Annotated in this window: 13 protein-coding genes and 1 tRNA gene; 1 reads left to right on the forward strand and 13 read right to left on the reverse strand. The window is 60.3% G+C overall.

All coding sequences use genetic code 11. The features are described from left to right. Positions 1-74: 74 nt before the first annotated feature. The 13 genes from GIV26_RS26655 to rnr all read right to left on the reverse strand — a co-directional run bounded on the left by GIV26_RS26655 (position 75) and on the right by rnr (position 16,449). Positions 75-3,365 carry a transglutaminase family protein gene (locus GIV26_RS26655; RefSeq protein WP_236282870.1) on the reverse strand — a complete coding sequence of 1,097 codons (3,291 nt, stop codon included), beginning with the start codon at positions 3,363-3,365 and terminating at the stop codon, positions 75-77. Positions 3,366-3,552: 187 nt separating this feature from the next. Further along, positions 3,553-4,002 carry a hypothetical protein gene (locus GIV26_RS26660; protein WP_034125658.1) on the reverse strand — a complete coding sequence of 150 codons (450 nt, stop codon included), beginning with the start codon at positions 4,000-4,002 and terminating at the stop codon, positions 3,553-3,555. Next, entirely contained in the window at positions 3,999-4,919 is a 921-nt protein-coding gene (locus GIV26_RS26665) for an NAD synthetase (RefSeq protein ID WP_236282872.1), read from the reverse strand. The genes GIV26_RS26660 and GIV26_RS26665 overlap by 4 nt, the downstream gene beginning before the upstream one ends. 166 nt (positions 4,920-5,085) lie before the next feature. After that, the gene (locus GIV26_RS26670; RefSeq protein WP_236282874.1) at positions 5,086-5,535 is read right to left on the reverse strand and encodes a hypothetical protein; all 450 of its coding nucleotides are present in this window, start codon (positions 5,533-5,535) and stop codon (positions 5,086-5,088) included. After that, positions 5,532-6,464 (reverse strand): hypothetical protein, encoded by a 933-nt coding sequence (locus GIV26_RS26675; protein WP_019818300.1) that lies wholly within the window; start codon positions 6,462-6,464, stop codon positions 5,532-5,534. Before GIV26_RS26675 ends, GIV26_RS26670 begins: the two co-directional genes overlap by 4 nt. A 202-nt stretch (positions 6,465-6,666) precedes the next feature. After that, on the reverse strand, positions 6,667-8,970 hold the full coding sequence (locus GIV26_RS26680; RefSeq protein ID WP_034125867.1) for a YgiQ family radical SAM protein: 2,304 nt from the start codon (positions 8,968-8,970) through the stop codon (positions 6,667-6,669). Positions 8,971-9,154: 184 nt separating this feature from the next. Beyond that, positions 9,155-10,552 carry a replicative DNA helicase gene (gene dnaB, locus GIV26_RS26685; protein WP_003188079.1) on the reverse strand — a complete coding sequence of 466 codons (1,398 nt, stop codon included), beginning with the start codon at positions 10,550-10,552 and terminating at the stop codon, positions 9,155-9,157. 110 nt (positions 10,553-10,662) lie between these two features. Next, positions 10,663-11,109, reverse strand: a complete 447-nt coding sequence (gene rplI / locus GIV26_RS26690) for a 50S ribosomal protein L9 (protein WP_003171376.1) — start codon at positions 11,107-11,109, stop codon at positions 10,663-10,665. A gap of 18 nt (positions 11,110-11,127) precedes the next feature. Further along, entirely contained in the window at positions 11,128-12,021 is an 894-nt protein-coding gene (locus tag GIV26_RS26695) for a hypothetical protein (RefSeq protein ID WP_034125655.1), read from the reverse strand. A 36-nt stretch (positions 12,022-12,057) separates the two neighbouring features. Then, on the reverse strand, positions 12,058-12,288 hold the full coding sequence (rpsR, locus tag GIV26_RS26700) for a 30S ribosomal protein S18 (RefSeq protein ID WP_002551829.1): 231 nt from the start codon (positions 12,286-12,288) through the stop codon (positions 12,058-12,060). 28 nt (positions 12,289-12,316) lie between these two features. Further along, on the reverse strand, positions 12,317-12,739 hold the full coding sequence (gene rpsF / locus GIV26_RS26705) for a 30S ribosomal protein S6 (RefSeq protein ID WP_003236224.1): 423 nt from the start codon (positions 12,737-12,739) through the stop codon (positions 12,317-12,319). A 324-nt stretch (positions 12,740-13,063) separates the two neighbouring features. Then, entirely contained in the window at positions 13,064-13,825 is a 762-nt protein-coding gene (rlmB, locus tag GIV26_RS26710) for a 23S rRNA (guanosine(2251)-2'-O)-methyltransferase RlmB (protein WP_003188074.1), read from the reverse strand. Beyond that, the gene (gene rnr, locus GIV26_RS26715) at positions 13,822-16,449 is read right to left on the reverse strand and encodes a ribonuclease R (RefSeq protein WP_054896269.1); all 2,628 of its coding nucleotides are present in this window, start codon (positions 16,447-16,449) and stop codon (positions 13,822-13,824) included. Before rnr ends, rlmB begins: the two co-directional genes overlap by 4 nt. A 225-nt stretch (positions 16,450-16,674) precedes the next feature. Between rnr and GIV26_RS26720 the strand changes: the two genes are divergently transcribed. Further along, positions 16,675-16,761: transfer RNA gene (locus GIV26_RS26720), tRNA-Leu, on the forward strand. Positions 16,762-16,794 lie beyond the last annotated feature (33 nt).

The following is a 16,794-nucleotide window of genomic DNA, read 5'->3' on the forward strand; positions in this document are numbered from 1 at the left end:
CTATTGGGGGCGCTTCGCACCCCAGCGGGAGCAAGCTCCCTCGCCACAAAAGCCCTCCCACACTAGGATCATGTTCATTCCTTATTTTTTGTGAAACGCCGCAAATCCAGGGTCATTGGCAACTCATCGTTTACCGTTACAGTCGGCACTGGCAGCTTGCCCGGGCTATGCCCCAAGCGGAAAAAACGCGCCATACGCCGGCTCTCCGCCTCATTGGCATTCACCGGCAGGCTGTCGTAATTGCGCCCGCCCGGGTGCGCCACATGGTATTGGCAGCCACCCAACGAACGCTGCATCCAAGTGTCGAGCAGGTCAAATACCAGCGGCGCATGCACGGGGATGGTCGGTTGCAAGCAGTTGGCCGGTTGCCAGGCGCGGTAACGCACGCCCGCCACGAACTCGCCGACGCGGCCGGTTGGTTGCAGCGGCACCGGCACGCCATTGCAGGTCAGCAGGTAGCGTTGCGGTGGCAACCCGCTCAACTTCACTTGCAGGCGCTCCAGGGACGAATCCACATACCGCACCGTGCCACCCACTGCGCCCTCCTCGCCCAGCACATGCCAAGGCTCCAAGGCCTGGCGCAGTTCCAGTTCGATACCGCTGACGGCGTAGTCGCCCACCTTGGGGAAACGAAACTCCAGATGCGCCGCGAACCATTCGGCACGCAGCGGGTAGCCGGCCGCGTTCAGCTCGACGATCACGTCGGCAAAGTCCTGCTCGATAAAGTGCGGCAACAGGAAACGGTCATGCAGTTCAGTGCCCCAGCGCGCCAGCTTCGGCGGCGCATAGGGCTCGCGCCAGAACCGCGCGACCAGCGCCCGCAGCAACAACTGCTGGGTCAGGCTCATGCGCGCATGGGGGGGCATTTCAAAGGCGCGCAGTTCCAGCAGCCCCAGGCGGCCAGTGGCGCCGTCGGGTGAGTAAAGTTTGTCGATACAGAATTCGGCGCGATGGGTATTACCCGTCACGTCGATCAGCAGGTTGCGCAACAGGCGATCCACCAACCACCGCGGGCACTCCTCGCCCGGTGCAGGCATCTGCGCGAAGGCGATTTCCAGTTCATACAGCGCATCGTTGCGCGCCTCATCTACCCTGGGCGCCTGGGAGGTGGGGCCGATAAACAGTCCGGAGAACAAATAGGACAACGACGGGTGGTTGTGCCAGTAGCTGATCAGGCTGCGCAGCAGGTCCGGTCGGCGCAGGAAGGGCGAATCCTTGGGCGTCGCACCGCCCAGTACGAAGTGGTTACCGCCACCGGTGCCGGTATGGCGCCCATCGATCATGAACTTCTCGGTGGTCAGGCGGGTTTGCCGGGCCTCTTCGTAGAGGAATTCGGTGCGTTCTACCAACTCGTCCCAGGTGGCGGACGGCTGTACGTTGACCTCGATGACACCGGGATCTGGCGTGACCCGGAAATTGCTCAGGCGCGTATCCGCTGGCGGCTCGTAGCCCTCCAGCAGTACCGGGCAATGCAGCTCTTCGGCGGTGGCCTCAATGGCAGTCACCAGCTCCAGGTAATCCTCGATGCGCTCCAGCGGCGGCATAAACAGGTACAGGCGGCCTTCCCGTGCTTCGGCGCACAGCGCGGTACGGGTCAGCCAGTCGGCGGACTCGTCGACCTTGGGCACACGCTCGTCGTCCGGGGCCGGCTCGCCATGGCTGCGCAATTGCGCCGCAGTGGGAAGCTCGGGCTGGTCCTGGTTCGGGTCGGTGGGGTGTATGAACGGATACTCAGCCGCCGTCACCCAGGGCTGGGAAGCCAAGGGCAGCCGGTAACCCAGCGGCGAATCACCCGGCACCAACCGGCAATGGTTGTCGCGCAGATACCAACGCCCACTCTGCCAGCGATCATTGGCCGCAGTACGTGCCAGCGGCAGCACCTGGCCGATGACTTTATCCAGGCCCTGGCTGAACACTTTGCGCAGGCGCTCACGCTCCAGGTCGTCGCTCAGGCGCGGGTCCTGGGCGGTGACGTTCTGGGGCAGCGCCCCTTCGCGCCACAGGTAGTAGAAATTGTCCTCGAACGCCGGGAACACAAAGCGCGCCGGCAGTTTCAGGCGCTCGGCGACGCTGGCCAGGAAACGCCCGGCCATCACCCCATCGGCGCCGTAGTCTTCTTGCTCATCGGCGATCAGTGCGCTGTTGTGCCAGATCGGCACCCCGTCGCGGCGCCAGTAGCAATTGAGCGACCAGCGCGGCAGTTGCTCGCCGGGGTACCACTTGCCTTGGCCGAAATGCACCAGGCCCTTGGGCGCATAGTGCTGGCGCAGGCGCTGGAACAGCTCGGCCGACAGGCGACGCTTGTCCGGGCCCAGGGCTGCGGTGTTCCATTCGGCGCCGTCTGGGTCGTCAATAGAGACGAAGGTCGGCTCGCCGCCCATGGTCAGGCGTACGTCGTCCTTGAGCAGGTCGCCGTCGATCTGCCGGCCCAGGGCCTGGATCGCCAACCATTGTTCTTCGGTGTAGGGCTTGGTCACCCGTGGCGCTTCCCAGATGCGCTCTACCGACATCTCATGGGTGAACTCGCATTCGCACGGCTCAACCAACCCACTGATGGGCGCGGCAGACGATGGATCGGGGCTGCAGGCCAAGGGGATATGCCCTTCACCGGCGAACAACCCGGACGTGGCATCCAGGCCAATCCAGCCAGCGCCGGGCAGATACACTTCGCACCAGGCGTGCAGGTCGGTGAAGTCCACCTCGGTACCGGACGGGCCGTCGAGGGCTTTGACGTCAGCGGTGAGCTGTATCAGGTAACCAGAGACAAATCGAGCCGCCAACCCGAGGTTGCGCAGCAATTGCACCAACAACCAGGCCGAGTCGCGGCAGGAGCCGGACGCGTTTTCCAGGGTAAATTCCGGGGTTTGCACACCCGGCTCCATGCGAATCAGGTAACCGATATCGGCGGCCAGGCGCTGGTTGAGGCCGACCAGGAAATCCACAGCAGGCAGCGACGTGCGGTCGATACCGGCCAGGTAGGCGGCAAACCTTGGCGTCAGCGGCAAGGTTTCCAGGTACGGCGCCAGCTCGCGCTGCTCATCGGCGGCGTAGCTGAACGGGATTTTTTCGGCGTAGGGTTCGAGAAAAAAATCGAACGGGTTGAACACGGCCATCTCGGCGACCAGGTCGACCTCAATGCGCAACTCGTCAGTCTTTTCCGGGAACACCAGGCGCGCCAGATAATTGCCCTGGGGGTCTTGCTGCCAGTTGATGAAATGCTGCTCGGGCAACACCTTCAGCGCGTAGGACAGTATTCGCGTACGGCTATGGGCTGCCGGGCGTAGCCGAACGATCTGTGGGCCGAGTTCGACAGCACGGTCGTAGCGGTAATGCGTAACGTGGTGCAACGCGACATGAATCGACACGGCGGCCTCCTGCGAGCCAGGGCATAAGCACAACGCGCGCAAGACTTATGCCACAGCAGCAGTCATTGCACTAAAACGTCAGGCCCGGTGCAGTACAGCACCAAAACGGCGCCAACGTTGTGGCTATGGTGCAGGCGCTGCACACATTTGTAGCGCCGGGCTGAGGGCAGGTGGTGAATCTACCCAATCAATGGTGTTTGTGTTGGGCAATCATGGCCTGGCGCAGGCAGCGGACTTCGACCAGTTTCTGGCGCATTTCACGGTGGCGTTTGCTGTTGAACAGCAGTAGCCCAATTAATGGAAACACCAGGCTCAAGGCATATACCACCCCGTTCGGTTGATCATTGAGTGTTGGCAATACACCCAGAAAGCATACCCCCAGCAGCAACACTAGCGGCCAAATCCATTGGGGACGCCCGCGTGCGATCATGAAATTGCAGTGCACAATGACTAGCGTGAGTGCGATACCCGCCAGGAAGGAGTATTTGGCATTATCTGCCATGGACAGGCTTGGCATATAGCTATCGAAGAACACCGGAACCGCAAACACGAGGGTGAAAATGCAGACGAATATCGCCCCCATAAAGACGGGGAAATACGTCGACAGAAAACTGCGAATGCTAGGCAGCTCGTTCATTGTTCGGCCTCCTCATACAGACCTATGGCAATTGTGCGTACGTTCCCTGACACCGCACTACCGGTAAAACCGATGGCTGCGCCCAACGCATCCTTGATCTGCGTGACCGTTACATGCTTGACCTCGGTGGGCGTGAACCGCTTAGGCAACTCGCCCGACAACTGCTTTAACTTGATCATCTTGGACGTCAAGCGTGGGTCGTTGATGCTCAGCAGCTCTTTGGTCAACTTGGCGCGCTCCTGTCGATTCAGGCCCCTGAGCACCTCTCTCACACTTTTCCCGGTAGAGGCCTTATTCAGCCGCACCAGCTTGACCGTTGCCAATGCCGATGAACCCACCCCAACCAACGACGCCGCATCCAGGGCAATCATGGTGTATTGGTACCACTCCTCACTGTCGAGCTGATCATTGCGCGCGGGGTTGCGGATCTCATTGACGGTGCGATAGCCGCTGGCAAAGCACTGCACAGAACTGGCTGCCGCGGCCGTATAGCCGAGCGCCACGACCACCGAACTGGCCCCCGCCGAAAACGGAACTGCGACGGAACCACTGAGCACCACGATCCAACCGATAACCGCGCCGGCACACGATAGCGTGGTATTGACCGCTTCGCCCACCAAGCGGGACTCACGCGGATTGTCTTGCACCTGCTGAGCGAATTGCGTTGGCGCGATGTACTTCTGCGCCTCACGCAGGATCAAACGCTTGGGTGCGATGCTGCAGATGGGCTGAAATTCGCGCAGGGTGACAACGTTGAAATCGGCATCGATATACACAACACCTGCACCGACAATGGCGGGGTCTGCATCGATGGCGGCGAACAGCCGTGGCAGGTTTATCAGGCTCTCGATGCGCTGGCGCGCCATAAATTGAGAGCGGTTGGAATCCGTGCCGATGTTGAACAAGGAGTTGCCCATAAGTGTTCTTCCTTGAAATTGAGAGTGCCGCGACCGGCCTCATCGCAGGCAAGCCAGCTCCCACACTTGAAATGCATTCCCCTGTGGGAGCTGGCTTGCCTGCGATAGCAATCTGATGGGCGCCACCCTAACAAACAGGCCACCTACCGCCAATAAACCTACCTAATCAACGGGCCTTGCGTTGCGCAATCACCGCCCGACGCAGGTGACGTATTTCGAGTAACCGCTGCCGCATTTCACAATGGCGCTTACTGTTGAGCAGCAACAAACCCAGCAGCGGGAACAGCACCGCCGAGCCGTACACCAGGGTATTGAGGCCGTATTGAATCATCGGCAACACGAACAGCAGGCAACACACCAGGTAGCCCGCCACCAGCCGGGTCGCCCAGGGATACCCGCGTGCAATCATCACATTGCCAAACACCAACACTGCCACCAGCACCAGGATTGCAGCCCCGGAGTAGTTGGCCTTGAGCGCCGGTTCAACCCCGCGCAAATAGGTTACGCCCGCCGTGGAGACAGCCACCGAACCAGAGAAAATCGCCATGAAGATGGTGCCCATGAACACCGGAAAATAACGCGCAAGGAAACTGCGCCTATCGGGAAACCCCTTCATTCCGTCAGTTCCTCATACAGGCCAATGGCAAGCGTCGACGCCGAGCCGACGTGACCGGTTCGATAGCTGCCCCAGATACCCAACATGCCGCCCAAGGCGTCCTTGAGCTGGGTGAGCGTGGCATGACGAATTTCCGTGGAGCTGTAGCGCTTGGGCAATGTGCCGGCGCGCTGCTGCAACTTGAGCAGCTTGGGGGTCAGGCTTGGGTCTTTGAGACTGAGCAATTCCTGGGTCAACTTCTTGCGCTCCTGGCGATTCAAGCCCTTGAGCAATTCATACCAGCTCTTGCCCAACGCAGCGGCTTTTTTGGCCTTGAGCAGCCTTAATGTGGTGAAGGCTCCCGTTCCGATCCCGACCAACGACGCGGCATCGAGAATCGGTGACACCGCGCCGTACCACTGGGCGTCGTCCATACGGTCGTTGGCTTGCGGGTCAAGGATCTCGTTATAGGTACGGGCCACGCCAAACCCGCACTGCGCACTGCTGGCCAGCGCCGCTGTGACACCAATACCCACCACAAAAGCACTGGCGCCGGCGGTGAAGGGTACGGCGACGCTGCCACTGAACACCACGATCCAACCGATCACCGCCGCCCCACAGGAAAGCCCCATATCAAAGGCCTCCTTCTGGAGTCGCCCTTCACGGGGGTCGGTCTTCACCTGCTCGACAAACTGCGCCGGCGAGATGTACTTCTGCGCCTCGCGCAAAATGACGCGCTTGGGTTTGATGCTGCAGATGGGCTTGAATTCGCGCAGGGTGATCACGTTGAAGTCGGCGTCGATGTACACCACGCCAGCGCCGACGATGCTGGGGTCGGCGTCAATGACGGCGAACAGCCGCGGCAGGTTGATCTGGCTCTCAATGCGCTGGCGCGCCATGAATTGGGAGCGGTTGGAGTCCATGCCGATGTTGAGCAAGGGGTTGCCCATAAGTGTTCTTCCTTGAAATCGAGAGTGCCCAGACCGGCCTCATCGCAGGCAAGCCAGCTCCCACGCTTGAAATACATTCTCCTGTGGGAGCTGGCTTGCCTGCGATAGCAATCTAATGGGCGCCACCTTACCAAACAGACTCACCACCGACCAGAAAGCAAAACGCCAGCACGAGGCTGGCGTTTTGCATTTCAGACGTCGATCACCGCGGTACAACCGGCTTGCGCGTAGGCTTGCCGCCCTTGCCCTTGGCCGCATCGCTGCGCTCTTTGGCCGCCTGCTTATTGCGCGCCTGGGCCGCAGCCTTGGCTTGCTCGCGCTTGTCCCACGGGTTGCTGCCGTCGCTGCCACGGGGTGGCAGGCCGGTGTGCTGGGTGAGGATCCTGGTGGTGGTTTCCTTGGCGACCTTATGGCTGCCGGCCGGCGTCGAGTTCTTGCGCCGGGCGCTCTGGTAGCTGTCGGTGGACGGCTGGTGCAGCGGGATCAACTGGTCCTTGCCCGACCCGATCAGGTCGGCACGGCCCATGCGGGTCAATGCTTCACGCAGCATCGGCCAGCCCTTCGGGTCGTGGTAACGCAGGAACGCCTTGTGCAGGCGGCGCTGCTCCTCGCTCTTGACGATGGTCACCGCGTCGCTCTTGTAGGTGACCTTGCGCAGCGGGTTTTTGCCCGAGTGGTACATCGCGGTGGCGGTGGCCATCGGCGACGGGTAGAACGCCTGCACCTGGTCGGCACGGAAGCCGTTGCCCTTGAGCCACAGGGCCAGGTTCATCATGTCTTCATCGGTGGTACCCGGGTGGGCGGCGATGAAGTACGGGATCAGGTACTGCTCCTTGCCCGCTTCCTTGGTGTACTTCTCGAACATGCGCTTGAACTTGTCATAGCTGCCAATGCCCGGCTTCATCATCTGGTTGAGCGGACCTTCCTCGGTGTGTTCCGGGGCGATCTTGAGGTAACCACCGACGTGGTGGGTGACCAGCTCTTTGACGTATTCCGGCGACTCGACGGCCAGGTCGTAGCGCAGGCCGGAAGCGATCAGGATCTTCTTCACACCCGGCAACGCACGGGCGCTGCGGTACAGCTGGATCAACGACGAGTGGTCGGTGTTCAGGTTCGGGCAGATGCCAGGGAACACGCACGACGGCTTGCGGCACGCGGATTCGATTTCCGGGCTTTTGCAGGCGATGCGGTACATGTTCGCCGTCGGGCCGCCGAGGTCGGAGATCACGCCGGTGAAGCCCGGCACTTTGTCGCGGATTTCTTCGATCTCGCGAATGATCGACTCTTCGGAACGGTTCTGGATGATGCGGCCTTCGTGCTCGGTGATCGAGCAGAAGGTGCAGCCGCCGAAGCAGCCACGCATGATATTCACCGAGAAACGGATCATATCGTAGGCCGGGATCTTCTCCTTGCCATACGCCGGGTGCGGTACGCGGGCATAAGGCATGCCGAACACGTAGTCCATTTCTTCGGTAGTCATCGGAATGGGCGGCGGGTTGAACCACACGTCAACTTCACCGTGCTTCTGCACCAGGGCGCGGGCGTTGCCTGGGTTGGTTTCCAGGTGCAACACGCGGTTGGCGTGGGCATAGAGCACCGCGTCGCCGCGGACTTTTTCCACCGATGGCAGGCGGATCACGGTCTTGTCACGGGTCATGCGCGGGCTGGCCAGGATCTGCACAACCTTGGCTTCTTCCGGATCATCCACCGGCCCCTTTTCCTGCTCGATGGCGCAGGCCTGGGTGTCCTGTGTGTTGACGTACGGGTTGATGATCTTGTCGATCTTGCCCGGACGGTCGATGCGCGTGGAATCCACTTCGTACCAACCGGCCGGCGTATCACGGCGGATGAACGCGGTACCGCGCACATCGGTGATGTCTTCGATCTTGTGGCCCCACGACAAACGCTGGGCAACTTCGACGATGGCCCGCTCGGCGTTGCCGTACAGCAGGATATCGGCGGTGGCGTCGATCAGGATCGAGTTGCGCACGCGGTCCTGCCAGTAGTCGTAGTGGGCGATACGACGCAGGGAAGCTTCGATGCCGCCAAGCACGATCGGCACGTTCTTGTAGGCTTCCTTGCAACGCTGGCTGTACACCAGGCTCGCACGGTCGGGGCGTTTGCCAGCCATGCCGCCAGGGGTATAGGCGTCGTCGGAGCGGATTTTCTTGTCGGCGGTGTAGCGGTTGATCATCGAGTCCATGTTGCCGGCCGCGACGCCGAAGAACAGGTTCGGCTCGCCGAGCTTCATGAAGTCGTCTTTGGATTGCCAGTTCGGTTGCGCGATGATCCCGACGCGAAAGCCCTGGGACTCCAGCAGCCGGCCGATGATCGCCATGCCGAACGATGGGTGGTCAACATAGGCATCACCGGTGACGATGATGATGTCGCACGAATCCCAGCCAAGCTGATCCATCTCCTCCCTGCTCATCGGCAGGAATGGCGCAGGACCGAAACATTCGGCCCAGTACTTGGGATAGTCAAATAACGGCTTGGCTGTTTGCATGACGGTGACCGGTGTGAAGATGAAAAATCGCGGGCGCGGAATATAGCACAAATTTTGACCAATTCCGACGGTAGTAGTCGGAATTGTGGTGGCCCCATCGCAGGCAAGCCAGCTCCCACAGGGGAATGCATTCCAAATGTGGGAGCTGGCTTGCCTGCGATGAGGCCATTACAGGCGCTTGAAACTACTCGTCGTCGTCGAAGTTGTAGCTACCCGGCGCCAGGTTCTCGAAACGCGTGTACTTGCCGATGAACGCCAACCGGATAAACCCGATCGGGCCGTTCCGCTGCTTGCCGATGATGATTTCGGCAATGCCCTTGTGTTCCGTCTCGGGGTGGTACACCTCGTCGCGGTACACGAACATGATCACGTCGGCGTCCTGCTCGATCGCTCCGGATTCCCGCAAGTCGGAGTTCACCGGACGCTTGTTGGGACGTTGTTCCAGGGAACGGTTGAGCTGGGACAACGCCACCACCGGGCAGTTGAATTCCTTGGCCAGGGCCTTCAAGGAACGAGAGATTTCAGAAATCTCGTTGGTACGGTTGTCGCCACTGGAACCGGGGATCTGCATCAACTGCAGGTAGTCGATCATGATCAGGGCGATGTCGCCATGCTCACGCACCAGGCGCCGGGTACGCGCGCGCATTTCGGACGGGCTGATACCCGCAGTGTCATCAATGAACAGCTTGCGGTCGTTGAGCAGGTTGACCGCGGAGGTCAGGCGCGGCCAGTCGTCGTCTTCAAGCTGGCCGGAACGCACCTTGGTCTGGTCGATACGGCCAAGCGACGAGAGCATACGCATGATCAACGATTCGCCTGGCATCTCGAGGGAGTACACCAGCACCGCCTTGTCGCTGCGTAACACGGCGTTTTCCACCAGGTTCATCGCGAAGGTGGTCTTACCCATGGACGGACGACCGGCGACGATGATCAAGTCGGACGGCTGCAGGCCGCTGGTCTTTTCGTCGAGGTCGGTGTAACCGGTGGAAATACCGGTAATCGCGGCATCGGTGTTGAACAGGGTGTCGATGCGGTCGATGGCTTTGGTCAGCAGGTCGTTGACGCTGACCGGGCCGCCGGTTTTCGGACGGGCCTCGGCGATCTGGAAGATCTGGCGCTCGGCTTCGTCAAGGATCTCGGCAGCGGTGCGGCCTTCGGGGTTGAAGGCGCTGTCGGCGATTTCGGTGCTGATGCCGATCAACTGGCGCAACGTGGCGCGCTCGCGGACGATCTGGGCATAGGCCTTGATGTTGGCGACGGACGGCGTGTTTTTTGCCAGCTCACCGAGGTAGCCCAGACCACCCACTTGGGAGGTCTGGCCTTCCTTGTCCAACTGCTCGGCCAGGGTTACCACGTCGATCGGTGAGTTCTGGTCGGCCAGCTTGGCGATGGCGCGGAAGATCAGGCGGTGGTCATGACGATAGAAGTCACCGTCCGAGACTTGATCCAGCACGCGTTCCCAGGCGTTGTTGTCCAGCATCAAGCCACCGAGCACGGCCTGTTCGGCCTCGATGGAATGCGGCGGCACCTTCAGGGCAGCGGTTTGCAGATCGTATTGCTCAGGAGCAGAGATTTCGTTCATGGCCACTTGGAATTTGGGGTGTGTAGAAAAACAAAAGGCACGACCTGTAAACAGGATCGTGCCCGATGTTAACCGGCTGGCACGCGAGGTGCCAGTCAGTTAGGTGCGACTTAAGCTGCTACCACGACAACGCGTACGGTGGCTTCAACTTCGGCGTGCAGGTGCACGGCTACGTCGAATTCGCCTACGTTGCGGATGGTGCCGTTCGGCAGACGAACTTCGCTCTTCTGCACTTCAACGCCGGAGGCGGTCAGTGCATCAGCGATGTCGTGGGTACCGATCGAACCGAACAGCTTGCCTTCGTCACCAGCGGTGGCAGTGATAGTCACTTCCAGCTCAGCCAGTTGGGCAGCGCGAGTTTCGGCCGACGCTTTTTTGTCTGCTGCGGCTTTTTCCAGCTCAGCACGACGCTCTTCAAACGCAGCCAGGTTGGCAGCGGTTGCAGCGGTGGCTTTGCCGTATGGCAGCAGGTAGTTACGACCGTAGCCGGCCTTAACGTTCACTTTGTCGCCCAGGTTGCCCAGGTTGGCGACTTTTTCCAGAAGGATCAGTTGCATGTGAAAATCCTCTAACTTTTAACCTTCACCGTTCGCGTTATCGGCGTCTTTCGACGCCAGACGACCGCGAAAATCAATCAGGCTGTCAACAATGGCCAAGACCACGAGTAACGGATAGATCAGCTGCATGAACAGCAACAGCGTGACGTACAACCCCACCAGCCAAAACCTGGCCAGTCGCTTTTGCGCGGCAAGCCCATGAATCAGGGCCAGCCCGGCAAACACCAGCGGTACGCTGCAAATCGGCGCCAGCAAGGCCATCTGTGGGCCGAAGTTCGGCCCGACAACCATGCACGCCAGCAGCAACATCGCCGGCCCCGCTGGGATTCTGATACTGCGAAACTCGCGACCAAAACCACCCGGGTTGTACAACAACGCCTGCCAATAACGCCCAAGAATCAGGCTCAGCACGCTGACGACCTGCAACAAAGCCGCAATAAGGCCGGTCAGGACCGGGGCAATCAGTGACGCAAACCGCGCTCGCTCATCTACCGACAAATGCTGGTAGAGATCCCCGAGGGCCAACGGCAGGATCTTGACGATCTCCTGCGCCAGCGCCTCGATCTGCGGGCGGAAAGCCGCGCCAAGCATCACTGAGTACACCAACCCCAATGCCACGCTGACCAGCAGCGTGCGGACCCAGGACTCACTTGCGCGCAAAACCAACGCAAGGCTCGATGACCCCAGCAGTACCAGAAGTACCCGTGGATCACCCATTTGCAGCCACCAGATCAAGGCCGGCAACAAACCCAGGGCAAGAACGCCAAGGGCGTCCTTCAAACCGCGCCGCAGTAGCACAAGGCAACCTGCGGCAGCACCCAACCAATAAAGCAACGGCAATGCCGCACATCCAGCCACTACCAGAGTGGCCTGCACGCGACCGCGCATGATGAACTCAGCTAAGGCGCGCATGCATTCAATCCCTTACTACTTGTCGACTGCCCGGTCTCAGCGGCCGTGGCTGTCGGTGTAGGCCAGCAGGGCCAGGAAGCGGGCGCGCTTGATAGCGGTGGCCAGCTGACGCTGATAACGTGCTTTGGTACCGGTGATACGGCTTGGAACGATTTTGCCGGTCTCGGATACGTAGGCTTTCAGAGTGTTGAGATCTTTGTAATCGATCTCTTTCACGTCTTCAGCGGTGAAGCGGCAGAATTTACGACGACGGAAGAAACGTGCCATTTGATAGGCTCCTTAAAAGGTCCGTGGATTACTCGTCAGCGTTATCGCTGTTGTCGCTGTCATCACTATCAGCGCTATCAGCGCCTTCGTGCTCAGGACGGTCGCGACGCTCACGGCGCTCACTGCGGTTTTCTTCAGCCTTGAGCATCTCGGATTGGCCAGTAACGGCTTCTTCGCGACGGATGACCAGGTTACGGATCACAGCATCGTTGTAGCGGAAGTTGTCTTCCAGCTCGGCCAGGGCCTTGCCAGTGCACTCAACGTTCAGCATCACGTAGTGAGCCTTGTGAACATTGTTGATTGCGTAGGCCAGTTGACGACGGCCCCAATCTTCCAGACGGTGGATTTTGCCGCCGTCTTCTTCGATCAGCTTGGTGTAACGCTCAACCATGCCGCCGACTTGCTCGCTTTGATCCGGGTGGACCAAAAAGATGATTTCGTAATGACGCATGAATGCTCCTTACGGGTTGTAGCCTGCCGCTCAAAAACGGTCAGACAAGGAGTGAATGACACTTATGGATCTTGCCGCAGGGGAGGCACATCGGTGCCTGCCAGGAAGGCAAGGGGCGCAATTGTAGAGAAGGGGGAGAAGCGGCGCAAGGCAATTGGTGATTATTTGAACAACCCCAAGCACCACAAACACAAATGTAGGAGCGAGCTTGCTCGCGAAAAACTCACAGACACCGCGCTCATTCAGGAAGCCCGCGTTATCGTTGACGTTTTTCGCGAGCAAGCTCGCTCCTACATCAGGATTGGGGCAAGCCCCACATGGTGATTACTTCTTGGGCTTGGCCTTAGCCTTGGCACCACGCTGACGCTGGGCTTCAAATAGGCACACGCCCGTCGCCACCGACACATTGAGGCTGCTGACACTACCGGCCATCGGCAGGTGCACCAGATAATCGCAATGCTCACGGGTCAGGCGGCGCATGCCTTTGCCTTCGGCGCCCATGATCAGGATGGTAGGGCCGGTAAGGTCCTGGTCATAAATGCTGACCTCAGCCTCCCCCGCCGTGCCCACGACCCACAGGCCGCGCTGCTGGAGCTTCTCGAGGGTACGCGCCAGGTTGGTCACGGCCACCAGCGGAATCACTTCCGCCGCACCGCAGGCGACCTTGCGCACCACCGGCGTCAGGGTCGCGGACTTGTCCTTGGGCACGATCACTGCCAGCGCACCGGCAGCATCCGCCGAACGCAGGCAGGCGCCGAGGTTGTGCGGGTCGGTCACGCCGTCCAGCACCAAGAGCAACGGTGCACCTTCGGTACGGTCGAGCAGCTCGTCGAGCATCGCCTCGCCCCACACCTGGCTCGGACTGACATCAGCCACCACACCTTGGTGAACGCCTTCGACCCACACGTCCATTTCACGACGCTCGGCCTGGCCGATGGCAACCTTATTCTGCGTAGCCAACTCGACCAGCGCCTGTACGCGCGGCTCGCTGCGACCTTCGGCCAACCACACCTGCTTGACGCGCTTGGGATGGTGACGCAGCAGTGCTTCTACGGCGTGCACGCCGTAGATTTTTTCCAGACTCATGACTTGGCCTTAGGTTTGCGCGACCCGCCGCTTTTTGCGGGAGCCGAACCCGCTTTTGGCGGGCCTTTACGGTGTTTACTTGGCTTGCTCGACGGCTTTTCCGCCCCGTGGGACTTTCCCCCAGACGCCGCTTTACCACCGCTTTTGGCTTCGTTGAGCAACTGCTGCTTCAACTCGCGGCTCTTGCGCAGCTCGGCGTTTTTCGCCGCCGCGTCGCTTGGGCGGTAGGCTTCAGGGGCCTTGTCCTTGGCGGAAGAACGACGACCAGCCTTGGCAGGTGCAGGCTCGGCCGTGGTTTTTGGGGTGGCCGCTTTGCCTTTGGACGCAGGCGCCGTGGTTTCACCACGTTTTTTACGACCCGCAGGCTCTGCCGGCTTGTCAGGCATGCCGAAGTCGATCTTGCGCTCGTCGAGATCGACACGCATGACCTGCACTTCAACGGTATCGCCCAAGCGGAAGCTGCGACCGGTGCGCTCGCCCGCCAGGCGGTGATGCACAGGATCGAAGTGGTAGTAATCACCCGGCAAGGCGGTGACGTGCACCAGGCCCTCGACGTAGATGTCGGTCAGCTCGACGAACAGGCCAAAGCCGGTCACGGCGGTGATGACACCCGGGAACGACTCGCCCACGCGATCCTTCATGAACTCGCACTTGAGCCAGTTCACCACGTCGCGGGTGGCTTCGTCGGCGCGGCGTTCACTCATGGAGCACTGCTCGCCCAGTTGTTCCAGGGCCGCTTCGTCGTACGGGTAGATCCGTGCTTTCGGAATGGTCATCGCACCGGCGCGCTTGACGTGCGGGGTGTTCTGCTTGGAATGGATCACGCTGCGGATCGCCCGGTGCGTGAGCAAGTCCGGGTAACGGCGAATTGGCGAAGTGAAGTGGGTGTACGCCTCGTAATTCAGGCCGAAGTGGCCCTGGTTATCGGCGCTGTACACCGCCTGGCTCAGCGAGCGCAGCATCACGGTCTGGATCACGTGGTAATCCGGACGGTCCTTGATGCTGGCCAGCAGGGCCTGGTAATCCTTCGGCGTCGGGCCGTCCTTGCCTTTGTGCAGGGACAGGCCGAGTTCGCCGAGGAAGGCGCGAAGTTTTTCCAGGCGCTCCGGCGGGGGGCCGTCGTGCACACGGTACAACGCAGGAATTTCGTGCTTCTTGAGGAACTCGGCAGTGGCCACGTTGGCCGCCAGCATGCACTCCTCGATCAGCTTGTGCGCGTCGTTACGGGTGGTCGGGGTGATCGCCGCAATCTTGCGCTCGGAGCCGAAGACAATGCGGGTTTCCTGGGTTTCGAAATCGATCGCGCCACGGGTATGACGGGCACCCAGCAATACCTTGTACAGCGAGTACAGCTGCTTGAGGTGCGGCACCACGCCAGCGTACTCGGTACGCAGGGCCTTGGCTTCGCTGGTCTTCGGCGTTTCCAGGATGGTGCTGACCTTGTTGTAGGTCAGGCGTGCCTGGGAGTGGATCACCGCTTCGTAGAACTGGTAGTCGGTCATTTCGCCGGTTTTGGAGATGGTCATCTCGCACACCATGGCCAAACGGTCGACTTTCGGGTTCAGGGAGCACAGGCCGTTGGACAGCTGCTCGGGCAGCATCGGGATCACGCGCTCTGGGAAGTACACGGAGTTGCCGCGCACCTGGGCTTCGTTATCCAGGGCCGAACCGATCTTCACGTAGCTGGACACGTCGGCAATCGCGACGTACAACTTCCAGCCGCCGGAGAACAGGCGCAGCTTGCCAGGCTTGGCTTCGCAGTAGACCGCATCGTCGAAGTCGCGGGCATCTTCACCGTCAATCGTGACAAACGGTAGATGACGCAGGTCGATGCGTTTTTCTTTGTCTTTCTCTTCGACTTCCGGCTTGAGCTTGGCGGCTTCTTTGAGCACGGCCTCAGGCCAGACATGAGGGATATCGTAGGTGCGCAAGGCAACGTCGATTTCCATGCCCGGCGCCATGTAGTTGCCGACCACTTCAACGATATCGCCCTGGGGCTGGAAGCGTGCAGTAGGCCAGTGGGTAATTTTCACCTCGACGAACTGGCCGACCTTGGCGGCGCCATTACGGCCCGGGGTGATCAGCACTTCCTGCTGGACCTTCGGGTTATCCGGCACAACGAAGCCGATGCCGCCTTCTTCGAAGTAACGGCCGACGATGGATTCGTGGGCGCGGGACACCACTTCGACGATCACGCCTTCACGACGACCACGGCGGTCGAGGCCAGAAACCCGCGCCAGGGCACGGTCGCCATCGAACACCAGACGCATTTGCGCCGGGCTCATGAACAGGTCGTCACTGCCATCGTCCGGGATCAGGAAGCCGAAGCCGTCACGGTGGCCGGCAATGCGACCCAGGATCAGGTCCAGCTTGTCGACCGGCGCATAAGTGCCACGACGGGTGTAGATCAATTGAGCATCGCGCTCCATCGCACGCAGACGGCGGCGCAGGGCTTCGAGCTGGTCTTCGGTGGTCAGACCGAATTCTTCAACCAGTTGCTCACGGCTAGCAGGCGAACCACGATCGGCGAGGTGCGCCAGGATCAGTTCGCGGCTAGGAATAGGGTTTTCATATTTTTCCGCTTCACGAGCGGCCTCGGGATCGAGGGACTGCCAATCGGCCATTAGAGAGTTTTCACCTTGTCTATATGCGGGTTAGTTTGGCATACGCGTATTGAAACGGGAAATTTCAGGTATCAACAAGCGTTTAAAAGCCCTTTGCGGCCCCCGGAGCGCACCTTGCACGACCACTGGCGAAATTTTCCAGGCTTTTTTCATGGCAGGGGTTTACAGCTCAAATATCGCTCCGTATAGTGCGCGCCATCGACGACGGCAACGTTGTCAGATAATGCCCAGGTGGTGAAATTGGTAGACACGCCAGCTTCAGGTGCTGGTGATCGCAAGGTCGTGGAAGTTCGAGTCTTCTCCTGGGCACCAAATTCAGATCAAACCCGCGAAAGCGGGTTTTTT

The organism is Pseudomonas sp. PA-1-3F, assembly GCF_021609665.1.
In the GTDB taxonomy this organism is placed as follows: domain Bacteria; phylum Pseudomonadota; class Gammaproteobacteria; order Pseudomonadales; family Pseudomonadaceae; genus Aquipseudomonas; species Aquipseudomonas paracarnis.

Bases quoted from the DNA above. Each gene is read 5' to 3' on its own strand.
- rpsR (WP_002551829.1), bottom strand. From the start codon at position 12,288: ATGGCACGTTTCTTCCGTCGTCGTAAATTCTGCCGCTTCACCGCTGAA.
- GIV26_RS26670 (WP_236282874.1), bottom strand. From the start codon at position 5,535: ATGAAGGGGTTTCCCGATAGGCGCAGTTTCCTTGCGCGTTATTTTCCG.
- rnr (WP_054896269.1), bottom strand. From the start codon at position 16,449: ATGGCCGATTGGCAGTCCCTCGATCCCGAGGCCGCTCGTGAAGCGGAA.
- rlmB (WP_003188074.1), bottom strand. From the start codon at position 13,825: ATGAGTCTGGAAAAAATCTACGGCGTGCACGCCGTAGAAGCACTGCTG.
- GIV26_RS26675 (WP_019818300.1), bottom strand. From the start codon at position 6,464: ATGGGCAACCCCTTGCTCAACATCGGCATGGACTCCAACCGCTCCCAA.
- GIV26_RS26665 (WP_236282872.1), bottom strand. From the start codon at position 4,919: ATGGGCAACTCCTTGTTCAACATCGGCACGGATTCCAACCGCTCTCAA.
- GIV26_RS26660 (WP_034125658.1), bottom strand. From the start codon at position 4,002: ATGAACGAGCTGCCTAGCATTCGCAGTTTTCTGTCGACGTATTTCCCC.
- rplI (WP_003171376.1), bottom strand. From the start codon at position 11,109: ATGCAACTGATCCTTCTGGAAAAAGTCGCCAACCTGGGCAACCTGGGC.
- GIV26_RS26695 (WP_034125655.1), bottom strand. From the start codon at position 12,021: ATGCGCGCCTTAGCTGAGTTCATCATGCGCGGTCGCGTGCAGGCCACT.
- dnaB (WP_003188079.1), bottom strand. From the start codon at position 10,552: ATGAACGAAATCTCTGCTCCTGAGCAATACGATCTGCAAACCGCTGCC.
- rpsF (WP_003236224.1), bottom strand. From the start codon at position 12,739: ATGCGTCATTACGAAATCATCTTTTTGGTCCACCCGGATCAAAGCGAG.
- GIV26_RS26680 (WP_034125867.1), bottom strand. From the start codon at position 8,970: ATGCAAACAGCCAAGCCGTTATTTGACTATCCCAAGTACTGGGCCGAA.